The following is a 15429-nucleotide window of genomic DNA, read 5'->3' as shown; positions in this document are numbered from 1 at the left end:
GAACAATATGAACAACAATATTACCAAAACGAAAAAATGATAGAGGTGGGCACTGTCTAATATTTTGGCGAGGATCAACTGTAATGTTCATTTTCGATAAGTAGATTATGATCTTCTATCATTTCTATTATTTTTGTTTTTTCTTTTTTTGTTTGTTGTTTAATTTTCATTACAACAAGAGGAGTTTCGTCATCAACATATTTGAATCCTTTCTCTTTAATTTGTTTAAATGAGATTAATGCTAATACATCATGTAGTTTATTTTGTTTATAATTGAAAGAATCAAACGGAATATCGTCAAGTGTGTCGTAAGTTGCAAAATTGCCAGTAAATACGTCGACTGTGTTGTTGTCTAATTTCGGTCTATAAACGATAGCAAATGAAGTGGGTTGATCTGAAAGAATTGATTCTAAATTCTCGTTCATATTATTTAGTTTCATTTTCAAAAAAATTTAGAAAAAATGTTGCATATCATGAATTAATAATACTGCTCGAGAGCAATCAATTTTCCAATTTGGTATATTTGAGAATAACTCATCTTTTTTGGGGAATGAGTAATTAATTTTAAATGGTATATATTCCATATCAACGGTCCTTTTAATTATGTTAAAAACCCAAACTGTTATATTAAAGCCATACAAGTGAGATAATTACAATTAAAGTGGCATTTTGCGAACTTTATCACTAAGCGACAATTGTCTATTTATGTAATTTGTCACTAAGTGACACATTGAGTATATGAAAAGTATTGCTGCTTGACAAGAATAATTAGTAAAATACTTAGATTTTCTTACATATCTAATATAGTTTTATACTGTTAGAGTCTGTAACTAAAAGGTATGACATATAAGAATGAAGTACTCAATTTAAATTTTAGTGGAGCATTAATACGTGACAAAAACAAACGACTCTCTTCGAGAAAGAAAAAAAATAAAAATGCGAGAAGAGCTAGTTGAAGCCGCATTCAAGTTATTTGTACAAAAAGGGTTTGATAATACCACCGTAAATGATATCGCAGATCTTGCTGATGTATCATCTAGGACGTTTTTTCGTTATTTTTCCTGTAAAGAGGATGTGGTTCTAGATTATCAGCTAGTCGAATATGATGAAATTATCACATCTTTAGAGTTTAGACCCGCAACTGAATCCATATTACTTGCATTACGAAAATCATCGGTAAATGTAACAAAATGCTGTGAAGAGGGAGCTTACGGAATAGATCCAAATAGATTTAAGACACTAAGAGATTTAATTCGGAATCATCCGTCGATTCGTGCAAAAAATAATGAATTATTACAATCAAAAAAACAACTCCTTACCGAATTAATTGCAAAAAAATTAGGGGTAAACCATTTGCATGATATGAGACCAATGATATTATCGACTCTATTAGAGTTTGTATATAGTGCTGCCTATGATATATGGAAAGAGAAAAAAGACTCTGCACCATTTTATGATGTATTAGATGAAACCTTTGTTCTTATAGAAAATGGAATGAACTATCCCTGCGTATATTAAATACATGATGAAGGCACTACCACTACAATTCATCAAAATGAATGGATCGGCTACACTAAGTAGTACCAGTTTTATAAGGTCATTGTTATGATAAACTAAAAAATAAGAGAAGGTAACAACAATGGCAGTCGATTCATCACGAAGAGCAAAACGTAGCTTTACTAACGAGTTCAAAAAACAAATGGTCATACCACTACTTTAATTTATAAAAATCAGACGGCTTTTAGGTCATTTATATCTATTCGTAACTAGTTAAAAGGTTAGAGAATTCATCAAATGACGAAACTAATTCGGTGTCTTCATAGGTTTCAATATCTTCTACTTTTAATAAATCCATACATTTTTTATTTGCTGTCATCAATGGAAAATCTGGACCTGCAATAAACATTGGATATTCATGAATAAGTAAAAAGATGGCTTTTTCTAACGCTGGATGATCAGAAGGTTTAATAATTTCAATCGACTCTATTATATCCTTGCTGCTCTCTTTGAAGGATAGATATAAGGTACAATGATTGCATATAATCATATCTTCATAAACTTCATCACCATAATCTAATAAATATTCTTCGTCATCTTTTTTAGTACAATACGGGCTGAACGCATTTAAAACAATATCTTGTGTAACACTGTCATCCATTGCAATGATACTATATTCTATTCCCATGAATCTCTCCTTAAATAGTTATAATTCAAATAAAATATTTACACACTATAAGTATAACAACACAGTTAAATAAAAATAGTAAGTTGTTTGCGTATCTATTCTACCGTTACTGATTTTGCTAAATTACGAGGCTGATCGACATCGGTTCCTTTGATCAAAGCAACATGATACGCAAGTAGTTGTGTAGGTACTGTGTAATATATTGGTGCAGTAAGCTCTTCAATATGGGGAAGATTGATAATATGCATAGTATCATCACTAACAAAACCTGCATCTTCTTGAGTAAAAACATACAGTTGACCGCCACGCGCTCGAACTTCTTCTATATTAGATTTTAATTTTTCTAGCATTTCGTTGGTTGGTGCCATAACAATCACTGGCATATCCGCATCAATTAATGCAAGTGGACCATGTTTGAGTTCACCAGCAGCATAGGCTTCAGCGTGAATATAAGATATTTCTTTGAGCTTTAGCGAAGCTTCCATAGCGATTGGATACTCATCACCTCGACCTAAGAATAGCGCATGATGTTTATCCACAAAATGACTAGCTAGTTTTTTTATTTTAGGTTCTGCTGTGAGCACTTGTTCAATGCGGTTTGGTAGGACTTGGAGCGCATGCACAATAGCCTGCTCAGTACTTTCAGCCATATTATTTATGCGTCCTAATTTGGCAACTAGTAGCAATAAAACCGTTAATTGTGTGGTAAAGGCTTTAGTTGACGCAACACCGATTTCAACCCCCGTCTTGGTTAATAGAACTAAATCTGCTTCGCGCACGAGTGTTGAGGCTGCCACATTACAGATAGCAAGGGTGCTTAGGTAATTATTTTCTTTGGCTAATCGCAATGCAGCGAGTGTGTCAGCCGTTTCACCAGATTGTGAAAGGGTGATAAATAAGCTATTTTTGCGACGAGCTGGATTTCGATAACGGAATTCTGATGCAATCTCGACATCACAAGGAATTCCTGCTAAAGCTTCAAACCAATAACGTGCAACCATACCTGCATTATAAGCAGTACCACAGGCAACAATTTGAACATGCTCAACCTGTTTAAGGATGGCTTTGGCTTCATCACCAAGTTCGGACAAATCAACTTTACCATGTACCATGCGGCCTTCAAGCGTATTTTTTATTGCATTAGGTTGTTCGTAGATCTCTTTTTGCATGTAATGACTATAGCCTGCTTTACTACCCGCGTCATACTTTGCGTCAGATTCTATACATGGTCTTGTTACTTCTTGATGATTTTTGTCTAAAATTGTTACTTTTCGATGAGTGATAAGTGCGATATCCCCTTCTTCTAAATAAATAAATCGGCGAGTGACGGGTAATAGTGCTAATTGATCGGATGCGATAAAGTGTTCACCTATGCCGCAACCTATAACTAAAGGACTGCCTGAACGTGCCGCAACCAATATATCTGGATTGCGAGTATCCATAATGACTGTACCGTAAGCCCCTCGTAGTTGTGGAATAGCTTTTTGTACAGCGTCAAATAAGGAACAATCTTCGGTTGATATAATGTTATGAATTAAATGAGCAATAACTTCAGTGTCGGTTTCGGAACGGAATTGGTAACCTTTGGCGATCAGCTTTTCACGCAGTGGTTCAAAATTTTCGATAATTCCATTATGCACAACGGCAATAAAACCCGATACATGTGGATGAGCATTGTGTTCAGCTGGTTCACCATGAGTTGCCCAGCGAGTATGAGCAATTCCTGTAGAACCTTCTAGTAGATGCTGTTCAATGGCATCTTTAAGTGCTTGTACTTTGCCAACACGACGAACGCGTTGTAATTCACCTTGTGGTGAAATAATTGCCAGTCCTGCCGAGTCATAACCACGATATTCTAATCGTTTTAAACCTTCTAATAATATTTCAGCAACATCACGTTTGGCGATAGCACCTACAATTCCACACATATCTTATTCCTCGTTAGCTAGCTTTGTTGGTCGTTTCCAACCAGCAAGTTGTTTTTGTTTTACTCGGCTTACGACCAATTCGTTCTCATTCACATTATTGGTAACCGTTGTCCCTGCTGCAATAGTTGCCCCTTTACCCACTTTTACAGGTGCAATTAATTGCGTATCAGAACCGACAAACACATCATCTTCAATAATAGTTTTAAATTTATTTGCACCGTCATAATTACAGGTGATGGTGCCTGCACCTATGTTGACGTTACTACCAATTTCGCTATCGCCAAGATAGCTTAAGTGTCCGGCTTTGCTTGCTTGGCCTAGATGTGCTTTTTTTAATTCAACAAAGTTGCCAACATGGACTTGTTCATCAAGCTGTGAACCAGGTCGTAGACGGGCGAAAGGTCCGATAGTGCACTGTTTAGCGATAGTTGAATCTTCAATAATGCTATACGGACTGATTGTTGAATTGTCATCAATTGAGCAATTTTTTAAGACACAGCCTGCACCAATAAATACGTTATTGCCTAGTTTGACATTTCCTTCAATAATTACATTACAATCAATCGTAACATCTTTACCATGCGATAGTGTGCCTCGTAAGTCAAAGCGATTTGGATCAAGCAGTGTTACACCAGCTAGTAATAAATTTTGAGCTTGCAGGTGTTGATATTGTCTTTCTAACATTGCCAATTGTAGGCGATTATTAACACCTTCAACTTCAAATTGTTGAACTGGGTGCGAGGTTAAGATTTCATAACCATCTTGGTAAGCAAAAGCAATAATATCGGTTAAGTAGAACTCTTTTTGCGCATTATTATTGGTTAAACGTAATAACCAACTTTTCAATAATTTTCCGTTAACTAGCATTATGCCAGTGTTAATTTCGTTGATTTTTTGTTGCTCTGGTGTGGCATCTTTTTGTTCAACAATAGCAATAACTTTGCCATTTTTGCGTTCTATTCGACCATAACCTGTTGGCTCTTCAAGAATAACAGTTAATAAAGCGATACCTTGCTGGGGTTTACTGGCAATTAAAGTTTGTAGTGTTTGAGCCGATATAAGGGGAGTGTCGCCATATAAAATTAAGATATCTTCGTCATCTTGAATGTAAGGGATAGCTTGTTGCACTGCATGACCAGTACCTAGTTGTTCAGCTTGATATACCAGTTGCACATGTTGCTCTTTAAGCGCATCTTTAAGCTGTTGTTTGCCATGTCCATAAACAATATTGATGCGATTTGTATTAAGTTGTTGAACTGTATCAATCACATGTTGTAACATCGGCTTGGCGCCAATTTTATGTAAAACTTTAGGTAGGTTGGAATGCATCCGTGTGCCTTTTCCTGCCGCCAAAATAATTGCACTTAGCTTTGGTGGTGAAATTGCCATAATTGGTTCCGATCTGGTTGAATTAGCGTAACACTATAATCAAAATTTTTAATGAAATCATCCCCAATCTTTTAATTTTTATCATAAAAAAAGTAAAATTGATATTTACCAAAGAGTTTAACAAAAGAGGCAGCAAGTTATGAATTCCGCTATAAAAGTTTTATTACTCTATACCACACACGAAAAACAGACATTTAAGATTATGCAACGTATAAAAACACGACTTAATGGTCGATGTGATTGTGATGTTATTGAACTGTTACCTGATACTAAAATCGATTTGACGCAATACCAAGCAGCCTTATTGGGAAGTTCGATTCGTTATGGATTTTATAGCAAAGTGATGAAAGTATTTATCGATAAGAATTATCAGCAGTTAAATAGTATGAAGTCTGGATTTTTTGGGGTAAATATGGTTGCGAGGAAACCCAACAAAAATACACCAGAAACAAATTTATATACCAAAAAGTTTTTAGCTAAAATAGCATGGAAACCAGCTTTTACTGCTGTTTTTGCTGGTGCGCTTTATTATCCTCAATATAATTGGTTTGATCGCAATATGATCCGCTTTATTATGTGGTTAGGGAAAGGTGATACTGATGTAACAAAACCAGTTATTGAATATACAGATTGGGCAAAGGTAGATGAATTTGCCAAACAGTTTTATACTTAAACGTATAGTTACCTGAAACTTTTTTACAAATAAATTGATATTTTTCTAAAGATATCAAGTGTTCAACTTCTTTTAAAGAAACTTTGTGATATAGATCAACATTTCGGCTAAAAAGGTGTACAATACTGCGCCTATAGAATCTGTCTCCTAATTGGAATTTTAATTGTGATTGAAAATTTAAGAAATATTGCCATTATTGCTCACGTTGACCATGGTAAAACGACATTGGTTGATAAGTTATTAAAACAGTCAGGTACGCTAGATAATCTACGTGGTGACGATAACGAACGCATCATGGACTCTAATGCGCTCGAAAAAGAGCGTGGTATTACCATTTTAGCTAAAAATACCGCTATTGATTGGAATGGTTACCGAATTAATATCGTTGATACCCCAGGACATGCTGATTTTGGCGGTGAAGTTGAACGTGTTATGTCTATGGTTGATTCTGTATTATTGCTCGTTGATGCAATGGATGGACCAATGCCTCAAACACGTTTTGTAACGCAAAAAGCATTTGCTTATGGTTTAAAACCGATTGTGGTTATCAATAAAGTAGACCGACCAGGAGCTCGCCCTGATTGGGTGGTTGACCAAGTGTTTGATCTGTTTGTTAATTTAGGAGCTACTGATGAACAGCTAGATTTCCCTATTGTTTATGCTTCTGCATTAATGGGTATTGCGGGCTTAGATCATGAAAATATGGCTGAAGATATGACGCCACTATTTGAAGCGATTGTTAAACATGTTGAACCACCAAAAGTGGATTTAGATGGTCCATTCCAAATGCAAATTTCTCAACTTGATTATAATAATTATGTTGGCGTTATTGGTATTGGTCGTATTAAACGTGGTCGTGTTAAACCAAATCAACAAGTGACTATAGTTGATAGTGAAGGTAACAAACGTACAGGTAAAGTAGGGCAAGTGCTAGGCCATTTAGGGTTGCAACGTTATGAAGCTGAAGTTGCCGAAGCGGGTGATATTATTGCATTAACTGGTCTTGGTGAACTCGGTATCTCTGACACGATTTGTGATAACAGTTGCGTTGAAGCTCTGCCGGCATTAACTGTTGATGAACCAACAGTAACTATGTTCTTTAATGTTAATAGCTCACCATTTGCTGGTAAAGAAGGTAAATATGTAACATCTCGACAAATTCTTGAGCGTTTAAATAAAGAGCTTGTACATAATGTTGCGTTGCGCGTTGAAGAAACTCCAGATCCAGATGCTTTTAGAGTATCGGGTCGTGGTGAATTGCATTTATCAGTACTAATTGAAAATATGCGCCGTGAAGGTTATGAGTTAGGTGTTTCTCGCCCTAAGGTTATTTTTAGAGAAATTGACGGTAAAAAACAAGAACCATTTGAACAAGTTACGCTTGATATTGAAGAACAGCATCAAGGTTCAGTAATGGAAGCTCTTGGTTTACGCAAAGGTGATCTAACCAACATGTTACCAGATGGTAAAGGTCGTGTGCGTTTAGATTATGTCATTCCAAGTCGTGGACTTATCGGTTTCAGAACTGAATTTATGACTATGACTTCAGGTACAGGTTTACTTTATTCTACATTTAGTCATTATGATGATATTCGCCCGGGTGAAATTGGTCAGCGTAATAATGGCGTAATGATTTCTAACGGTACAGGTAAAGCATTGGCTTATGCGTTATATGGTTTACAAGATCGTGGTAAGTTATTCCTAGGTCATGGTGCTGAAGTATATGAAGGGCAAATCATTGGTATACATACTCGTTCAAACGATTTAACTGTTAACTGTTTAACGGGTAAAAAATTGACTAATATGCGAGCATCAGGTACCGACGAAGCAACAACACTTTCACCACCAATTAAAATGTCATTGGAACAAGCGTTAGAGTTTATCGACGATGATGAATTAGTGGAAGTAACACCGTTATCTATTCGTCTTCGTAAACGTCATTTGACGGAAAATGACCGAAAACGTGCATTTAGAAGTGGTAACAAAGACTAATTAATATTAGTTCTATCGTAATATGAAAACCTCGCTATTTAGCGAGGTTTTTTTTGGCTTTTACTCTAGCAATGGCATCGGCGATAGACTGTTTCCGGTCGATCGATGTGCTAGTTTTGTTTGCCATCGGTGTGACACGAGGAAACAAAATTGTTGGTGGCACCAATTGGTTGTGATTTAATCGCTGTTGCTTTTTCTCAGTTAACGCTAACTCTTCTGATTCACTTAATACATTGCCTAAAGTGCTTAATGTAATACAGTCTGTTGGACAGGTATTAATACAATTACTACACGAAGTACATAACTGTGGCAAAATAGTGTGCAGCACTTGCTTACTGCCCACTATAGCATCGGTTGGGCAAACACGAATGCATTTGCCACAACCAATACAGTTTTCTTCATCAATAAACGCTTTATATTCTTGCTTAGTTTGCATAATTACTTCTTGCATTAACTTAAACCTACAATATTACCATCTTTGTCAATATCGATTTGTCTATAAGCAGGATTAGTACCTAGCCCTGGCATGGTCATCACATTACCAGCATAAACACGAATAAAACCAGCACCGGCAGATATAGCTAAATGACTGATATCGACATCAAAATCGGTAGGAACATTTTTTAAGTTTGCATCAGCACTAATTGACATTGGCGTTTTAGCAATACAAAGTGGCAAATGATCCAGTTTTAATTCTTCGATCTCTTTGATGTTTTCCAGTGCAGTGGCTGATAAATTAGCTTTGTTAGCACCATATTTTTTTACCATGGTTTGAATCTTATCTGCGAGTGGCATATTATCAGGATAAGGCAATTTAATTTCACTTGGCATTTCACACGCTTTAATAACATGTTTTGCTAATTTTTCAGCGCCTTTACCGCCTTGAGTAAAGACTTCACTCACTTCACAGGCAAATGCACCATGTTCAATCGCATATTTTTGTAAAAACGCTAATTCTTCTTCACTGTCGTGTGGAAAGCGATTAATAGCGACAATTACTTGCAATCCATAGCTTTTGGCATTGTTGATATGCCATGCTAAATTGGCAGCACCAATTTCAAGTAATTCAACGTTAGATTCTGAAATTTCTTTTGGAATTGCTTGCCCAGGTTTAATATTATATTTACCACTGTTAGATTTTAAACTACGAACTGTTGCAACAAGCACTACACATGAAGCTTTAATGCCAGCTTGGCGATATTTGATATTAAAGAATTTTTCCATACCCATATCCGAACCAAAGCCCGCTTCAGTCACGACATAATCAGCAAGTTGTAAAGCAATGCGATCGGCAATGACAGATGAGTTACCATGAGCGATATTAGCAAAAGGCCCAGCATGAATAAGTACTGGTGTGTTTTCAACAGTTTGCATCAGGTTTGGATTAATCGCATTTTTAAGTAACACAGTCATGGCGCCAGCAACTTCAAGTTGTTCTGCGGTAATGGCTTCGCCTTGCGTATTATAAGCAAGAATAATACGACCAATACGAGCACGCATATCATGTAAATCTGAAGCTAAGGCTAAAATTGCCATGAGTTCTGACGCTGCGGTAATTTCAAATCCATCTTGGCGTGTAACACCATTAACGCCACCACCAACACCGACAGTTATTTTACGAAGCGCACGATCGTTATGATCTATCACTCGCTTCCACACAATGCGATTTACATCAATGTTTAAACGCGGTAAACCTGTTTGTACAGTAAATTCATCACCTAAACGTTCTTCATGATAAAGCCTTGAATCTAAAGCAGCAGAAGCTAAATCATGTGCGGCAGTGATGGCATGAATGTCACCTGTTAAGTGTAGATTTAATGTTTCCATTGGCAAAACCTCGGCTTTACCACCGCCAGCAGCACCACCTTTAACACCAAATACAGGACCTAAACTTGGTTGACGGATACAAGCGATTGCTGACTTACCAATATAATTTAAGCCCTCACTTAGCCCGATAGTATTAACTGTTTTACCCTCACCAAGTGGCGTCGGCGTGATAGCAGTAACTAATACCAATTTACCGTTAGGTTTGTTTGGTTTGGTTTTAAGAATGGATAGATCAACTTTTGCCACATGCTTGCCGTAAGGCAGGACAAATTCTTCTGGAATGTTGCATTGTTTAGCTATTTCGGTAATTGGATGTAATGGCATATTAATTCTCATCTAACAGTAATTTGGGTTATCAGTATAAATAATTTGATTTGCCGAATAAAGCGACAATTTTATCTTTATCGTTTTTCGGCACAATTCGCAATTATCTTGTTATAATTACTAAATCTATTCAATCAACATATATTTCATTAAAGGATAATAATTAAATGAATTGGTTTTCTGAGTATTCACTTTTTTTAGCTGAAACAGCAACAGTTGTTATAGCAATTTTAGCTGTACTTGTTTTTATATTAAGCCAACGCCGTAAATCAGCAACGGTGGCAGGGCGGTTATCGGTTAAAGATATTAGCCAAGAATATGAACAAGTTAAAGACGACATGTTAATGTCAAGCATGGACGAGTTAGAAGCTAAGCTGTTTATGAAAGATCTTAAAAAACAGAAAAAAAATGAGAGAAAGCAAGCGAAATTAGCAGCTAAACAAAAAAAGAAACAAGCTAAAAATCAAGAAAAATCTGCCGAACAAACTTCGTCAGATTCAGATAATGTAGCGAAACCAGTAGAAAGTAATACAAACCAACAAGTTAAACCTAAATTATTTGTATTATCTTTCAATGGCAGCATGGATGCACACGAAGTTGAAGAATTACGCCAAGAAATCACTGCTGTGTTAGCTGTTATTAAGCCTGAAGATAAAGTTGTCATTAAGCTTGAAAGTCCAGGTGGCGTGGTTCACGGTTATGGTCTTGCTGCATCGCAATTATTACGGTTTAGACAGCGTGATATACCTTTCACTGTAGTGGTTGATAAAGTTGCGGCAAGTGGGGGATATATGATGGCTTGTACCGCTAACAAAATTGTGGCAGCACCATTTGCAATTGTGGGTTCAATTGGTGTGGTTGCGCAGATCCCTAATTTTAACCGCTTACTCAAAAAACATGATGTAGATATTGAATTACAAACGGCAGGTGCGTATAAGCGTACATTGACGATGTTTGGTGAAAATACCGAAGAAGGACGTCAAAAATTCAAACAAGAATTAGAAGAAACTCATCTTTTATTTAAAGACTTTGTTAAAGAGTATCGCCCAAATGTTGATATCGAACAAGTTGCAACAGGCGAACACTGGTTTGCAACACAAGCTAAAAATAAAGGCTTAGTTGACGAAATCAGTACAAGTGATGACTTTATTTTATCTCACTTAGAAACACATAAAATTATCTCAGTCTGCTATCAACGTAGGCAAAAGCTATCGGAAAGAATTTCGAAGAACGTGATGAAAAGTGTAGAAAGATTGTTTTTTAGACAAGAAAACGGGCTGTAATAGCCCTTTTTTGTTTAGCAAATACTTATATCCTCTTAGACCTAAAATTCAAAAATCATAAATTAAGCTCATTTTTGACGTAAAAGTTTATCAGCAACTGATTAATTTTTAACGATAGCATTAATTGCCAAAACTGAATATCCATTATTCTAAATAGGTTTAATATATAAGCAATCCATAAAAATTAATGGGTAAACTCTTTCCTTTAATTACATTTCTTTATGTTTCTCCTTGAGGACAATTAATATGTTTCAATGGCTTTCAAATTGGGTTTTAGATGGGCTTAAACACTCCCCAGAAATTCTATTATTTTTATCGTTAAGTTTAGGATATTTAATTGGTGGCATTCGAATGGGTAAATTCCAACTCGGTGGTGTTGCTGGTTCGTTACTTGTTGCTGTTGCTTTAAGTGTTTTGGGCGTTACTATTGATGCTGGGGTTAAGTCGATTCTCTTTGCACTATTTATTTATGCTGTGGGTTATGAAAGTGGTCCTCAGTTTTTCCGTTCACTAGGCGTGAAAACATTACGCGAAATATTCTTAGCATTATTTATTGCTGTCGCAAGCTTTGTGACTGTTGTAATTTTAGCTAAAATATTTAATTTAGACAAAGGCCTTGCTGCTGGTTTAGCTGCAGGAGGATTGACCCAATCTGCCATTATGGGTACAGCCTCTGATGCATTAAGTCAACTTGGATTAAGTGCTGAAGAATTAAGTAAAATGCAAGCTAATGTCACTATTGGTTATGCAGTGACTTATATATTTGGTTCACTAGGTGCCATTATAGTGTGTGTCAATATTCTACCAAAAATAATGGGTAGAGATATTGGCGATGATGCAATTAAAGCACAAGCAGAACAGCTTCATGGTTCGCTCTTATTGGGCAATGATCAAAATTTAGCTTTATCTGATATTAGTGGTCGTTTGTATCGTATTACCAATAAAATCAACCAAACTGTTTCCCATATTGAACAAACTGTAAATGGTATCAGTATTGAACGTATTAAACGTGGCAATAAAATAATAGAAGCAACTCCTGAAACAGTATTAAAGTCAAAAGATATCATTCTGGTTGTGGGTCATCGTGACGCTATGATTAAAGCACAAGATCTACTTGGTAGCGAAGTAAATTCAGCATCAGGTATGGATGTAGTGATGAACAAACTAGATGTTGAAATGCGTAATAGCCGTTATGTGGATCAAAATCTTACTCAAGTACTTCAATCTGACGAAGTTATGAAATTAAAACATGGAATATACCTTTTGGCTATTCATCGTGATGGACAATCCCTTCCTCTTACTAACGATATTAATTTAAAACTTGGTGATGTTATTACTATTTATGGTGCTGATGGTGATCTTCGTCGTGTTGTGGATAAAATTGGTGCTCCAATCACTAAAAGTGAAAAAACTGACTGGATATTTCATGGTTTAGGGCTTGTTGTAGGTCTTATTATTGGTTTAATCGTTATACGTGTTAGCGATATTCCTATTACATTAGGAGCTGGTGGTGGTGCGCTTTTATCAGGATTATTATTTGGCTGGTATCGCTCTGTTCATCAAACTATCGGTAACATACCAACTGGTGCTGTGCAACTTTTAAAAGATTTTGGCTTGGCAGGTTTTGTGGCGGTTGTTGGTTTAAGTTCTGGTCTTCAAGCGATTAATACTATTAAAGAACAAGGTTTATCCCTATTTTTAATTGGTGTTGTTGTTACTTTATTGCCAATGTTACTTGCCATTTATTTTGGTAAATATGTACTAGGCTATAAAAATGTAGCGGTGTTTGCTGGTGCTTTAGCGGGTTCGCGTAGTGCTAATCCTGCTTTTGGTGAAGTGCTAAATAAAGCCGGTAACTCAACACCAACCAACTCTTTTGCCATTACTTATGCTTTAGCTAATGTTTTCCTAACTTTATTAGGACCATTAGTTGTTGCTTTTGTTTAATTGATCCATCAAATTAAGGATACAAATGTATGAAAAACAAAACAGAATACAGTCAATATGCTAATTTAAGTCCTTTTGAATTAAAAGATAACTTAATTAAACTGGCACAAAGTCATACCGATCGTGTAATGTTAAATGCAGGTAGAGGCAATCCCAACTTTCTTGCTACTTGGCCTCGTCAAGCTTTTTTCCAATTAGGTGTATTTGCAACCCAAGAATCCGAAATGTCATTTTCATATTTAAATGAAGGTATCGGTGGCATGCCAATTAAAGCAGGACTAACCGGACGCTTTGAACATTTTATTTGCCAAAATTACAACACTCCTGGTGTTGCCTTTTTAGGTAAGGCATTTTCTTATATTCGTGATCAACTAGGGCTTGACGAAAACGCCTTTTTACAAGAAATGGTAGAAGGTATTTTAGGATGTAATTATCCAGTACCAGATAGAATGCTACATTTTAGTGAAGATGTGGTTAAAGCATATGTTTTACAACAAATGGGTGCTCAATATCTGGATCGTAATGATATAGATTTATTTGCTGTTGAAGGTGGCACAGCTGCCATGGCTTATATTTTTAACTCAATGAAAGAAAATGGATTAATCCAAAAAGGTGACAAAATTGCCATTGGCGCACCTATATTCACGCCTTATCTCGAAATTCCTGAACTTAACGATTACCAATTAGTTGAGGTATTAATTAATTCTGATCCTAACTCAAATTGGCAGTATCCTGAGTCAGAATTGCGTAAATTAGAAGATCCAGCAATTAAAGCCTTTTTTGTTGTTAATCCTTCAAATCCACCATCAGTTAAAATTGATGACAAAAGTTTAAAAATCATTGCTGAGATTGTTAAAAAACGTCCTGAATTGATCATTTTGACTGATGACGTTTATGGCACATTTGCTGATGACTTCCAATCTTTATTTGCAATTTGCCCTCAAAATACTATTTTAGTTTATTCATTCTCTAAATATTTTGGTGCTACAGGTTGGCGTTTAGGTGTTATTGCAACAGCACATGATAATGTAATAGATAAAGCCATTAAAGCGTTACCAAGCAAAACCAAACAGATCTTAAATAAACGATATAGCTCAATTGTTACTGACCCTGAAAATCTAAAATTTATAGACCGCTTAGTAGCCGATAGTCGTGCGGTTGCATTAAACCATACTGCTGGACTATCAACACCACAGCAAGTACAAATGGTATTATTTGCATTATGTGAAATGATGGATAGCGATCAAAGTTATAAAACAGCATTAAAATCGTTAATTCGACGCCGTGCAATATCACTTTATCAACATTTAGGTCTTAAACATCAAACCGATGAAAACAGTGTAGATTATTACACTCTAGTGGATCTTGAACATATTTGCCGAGAATTATATGACGATAAATTTGCTAAATGGATCCTAAAAAATAAAAATCCATCTGAAATGTTATTCAGAATTGCTGATGAAGCAGGTGTTGTACTACTACCGGGTAAGGGATTTGCTGTACAACATCCTTCTGCTCGAGCATCGTTAGCAAACTTAAATGAATATCAATATGCCGCAATTGGATTATCAATGCGTAAATTAGCAGAAGAATATTATGCTGAATATAAAGCGAAGAATTAATAGTTAAATATTTAAATCAATAAACTTAATTAATACCCTAGCTAGTCTAGGGTTTTATTCAACCAAAATGTTGTAAATTTTCTACTACTGATGTATCCAAAAGTAACAGTATTACGACAATCTATCTTTTGAGAAAATATAAAATCAATATACTACCTGAGTTATGTAAAACGAAAAATAGACCTATCTTTATAACGTTAAAAGGTTAATATAACCATTTATACGTCGTCAAAATATGCTGACAAATAAGCGAGCATAA

12 protein-coding genes are annotated in these 15429 nt (G+C 35.8%); 6 read left to right on the top strand and 6 right to left on the bottom strand.

What is annotated here, in order from left to right; genetic code table 11:
• Positions 1-74 precede the first annotated feature (74 nt).
• A complete protein-coding gene (locus ACGH6Q_RS05685; protein ID WP_411592270.1) occupies positions 75-425 on the bottom strand; it encodes a hypothetical protein in 351 nt (116 codons plus the stop codon).
• 511 nt (positions 426-936) lie between these two features.
• Between ACGH6Q_RS05685 and ACGH6Q_RS05680 the strand changes: the two genes are divergently transcribed.
• On the top strand, positions 937-1518 hold the full coding sequence (locus ACGH6Q_RS05680; RefSeq protein WP_051634236.1) for a TetR family transcriptional regulator: 582 nt from the start codon (positions 937-939) through the stop codon (positions 1516-1518).
• A gap of 238 nt (positions 1519-1756) precedes the next feature.
• Here the strand turns inward: ACGH6Q_RS05680 and ACGH6Q_RS05675 are convergent, their stop codons facing one another.
• From ACGH6Q_RS05675 to glmU, 3 genes are all read right to left on the bottom strand, one after another.
• Positions 1757-2185: a hypothetical protein gene (locus tag ACGH6Q_RS05675; protein WP_411592269.1), complete on the bottom strand. Its 429-nt coding sequence runs from the start codon at positions 2183-2185 to the stop codon at positions 1757-1759.
• Between the two features lie 95 nt (positions 2186-2280).
• Entirely contained in the window at positions 2281-4113 is a 1833-nt protein-coding gene (glmS, locus tag ACGH6Q_RS05670) for a glutamine--fructose-6-phosphate transaminase (isomerizing) (RefSeq protein WP_411592268.1), read from the bottom strand.
• Between the two features lie 3 nt (positions 4114-4116).
• Positions 4117-5502: a bifunctional UDP-N-acetylglucosamine diphosphorylase/glucosamine-1-phosphate N-acetyltransferase GlmU gene (gene glmU, locus ACGH6Q_RS05665; RefSeq protein WP_411592266.1), complete on the bottom strand. Its 1386-nt coding sequence runs from the start codon at positions 5500-5502 to the stop codon at positions 4117-4119.
• Between the two features lie 139 nt (positions 5503-5641).
• On the opposite strand from glmU, the gene hemG reads away from it, so the two are divergent.
• Both hemG and typA read left to right on the top strand, forming a co-directional pair.
• Positions 5642-6175 (top strand): menaquinone-dependent protoporphyrinogen IX dehydrogenase, encoded by a 534-nt coding sequence (gene hemG / locus ACGH6Q_RS05660; protein ID WP_296301044.1) that lies wholly within the window; start codon positions 5642-5644, stop codon positions 6173-6175.
• Between the two features lie 165 nt (positions 6176-6340).
• Complete coding sequence (gene typA, locus ACGH6Q_RS05655) at positions 6341-8167, top strand: ribosome-dependent GTPase TypA (RefSeq protein ID WP_065561705.1); 1827 nt, start codon at positions 6341-6343, stop codon at positions 8165-8167.
• A 34-nt stretch (positions 8168-8201) separates the two neighbouring features.
• Here typA and ACGH6Q_RS05650 read toward each other — a convergent pair whose 3' ends face one another.
• Together ACGH6Q_RS05650 and ACGH6Q_RS05645 are read right to left on the bottom strand one after the other, a co-directional pair.
• Positions 8202-8618, bottom strand: a complete 417-nt coding sequence (locus ACGH6Q_RS05650; RefSeq protein ID WP_411592264.1) for an RnfABCDGE type electron transport complex subunit B — start codon at positions 8616-8618, stop codon at positions 8202-8204.
• Positions 8618-10318 carry a formate--tetrahydrofolate ligase gene (locus ACGH6Q_RS05645; protein ID WP_411592263.1) on the bottom strand — a complete coding sequence of 567 codons (1701 nt, stop codon included), beginning with the start codon at positions 10316-10318 and terminating at the stop codon, positions 8618-8620. The genes ACGH6Q_RS05650 and ACGH6Q_RS05645 overlap by 1 nt, the downstream gene beginning before the upstream one ends.
• 167 nt (positions 10319-10485) lie before the next feature.
• Here ACGH6Q_RS05645 and sohB point away from each other — a divergent pair, with 167 nt between their 5' ends.
• The 3 genes from sohB (at position 10486) to ACGH6Q_RS05630 (ending at position 15170) form a co-directional block, all read left to right on the top strand.
• The gene (gene sohB / locus ACGH6Q_RS05640; RefSeq protein ID WP_297224106.1) at positions 10486-11601 is read left to right on the top strand and encodes a protease SohB; all 1116 of its coding nucleotides are present in this window, start codon (positions 10486-10488) and stop codon (positions 11599-11601) included.
• Positions 11602-11847: 246 nt separating this feature from the next.
• Positions 11848-13548 carry an aspartate-alanine antiporter gene (gene aspT / locus ACGH6Q_RS05635; RefSeq protein WP_411592262.1) on the top strand — a complete coding sequence of 567 codons (1701 nt, stop codon included), beginning with the start codon at positions 11848-11850 and terminating at the stop codon, positions 13546-13548.
• Positions 13549-13577: 29 nt separating this feature from the next.
• A complete protein-coding gene (locus ACGH6Q_RS05630; RefSeq protein ID WP_411578436.1) occupies positions 13578-15170 on the top strand; it encodes a bifunctional aspartate transaminase/aspartate 4-decarboxylase in 1593 nt (530 codons plus the stop codon).
• Positions 15171-15429: the final 259 nt, after the last annotated feature.

The sequence above is a fragment of the Gilliamella sp. BG2 genome (assembly GCF_046635645.1).
GTDB lineage: Bacteria > Pseudomonadota > Gammaproteobacteria > Enterobacterales > Orbaceae > Gilliamella > Gilliamella bombi.
The sequence above is the reverse complement of the archived record's forward strand: the minus strand, read 5'-3'. Positions and strand labels throughout refer to the sequence as shown.

Coding starts and splice junctions, on each gene's coding strand:
- ACGH6Q_RS05685 (WP_411592270.1), bottom strand. CDS start 425: ATGAACGAGAATTTAGAATCAATTCTTTCAGATCAACCCACTTCATTT.
- ACGH6Q_RS05630 (WP_411578436.1), top strand. CDS start 13,578: ATGAAAAACAAAACAGAATACAGTCAATATGCTAATTTAAGTCCTTTT.
- ACGH6Q_RS05675 (WP_411592269.1), bottom strand. CDS start 2,185: ATGGGAATAGAATATAGTATCATTGCAATGGATGACAGTGTTACACAA.
- glmU (WP_411592266.1), bottom strand. CDS start 5,502: ATGGCAATTTCACCACCAAAGCTAAGTGCAATTATTTTGGCGGCAGGA.
- aspT (WP_411592262.1), top strand. CDS start 11,848: ATGTTTCAATGGCTTTCAAATTGGGTTTTAGATGGGCTTAAACACTCC.
- ACGH6Q_RS05680 (WP_051634236.1), top strand. CDS start 937: ATGCGAGAAGAGCTAGTTGAAGCCGCATTCAAGTTATTTGTACAAAAA.
- hemG (WP_296301044.1), top strand. CDS start 5,642: ATGAATTCCGCTATAAAAGTTTTATTACTCTATACCACACACGAAAAA.
- ACGH6Q_RS05645 (WP_411592263.1), bottom strand. CDS start 10,318: ATGCCATTACATCCAATTACCGAAATAGCTAAACAATGCAACATTCCA.
- glmS (WP_411592268.1), bottom strand. CDS start 4,113: ATGTGTGGAATTGTAGGTGCTATCGCCAAACGTGATGTTGCTGAAATA.
- sohB (WP_297224106.1), top strand. CDS start 10,486: ATGAATTGGTTTTCTGAGTATTCACTTTTTTTAGCTGAAACAGCAACA.
- ACGH6Q_RS05650 (WP_411592264.1), bottom strand. CDS start 8,618: ATGCAAGAAGTAATTATGCAAACTAAGCAAGAATATAAAGCGTTTATT.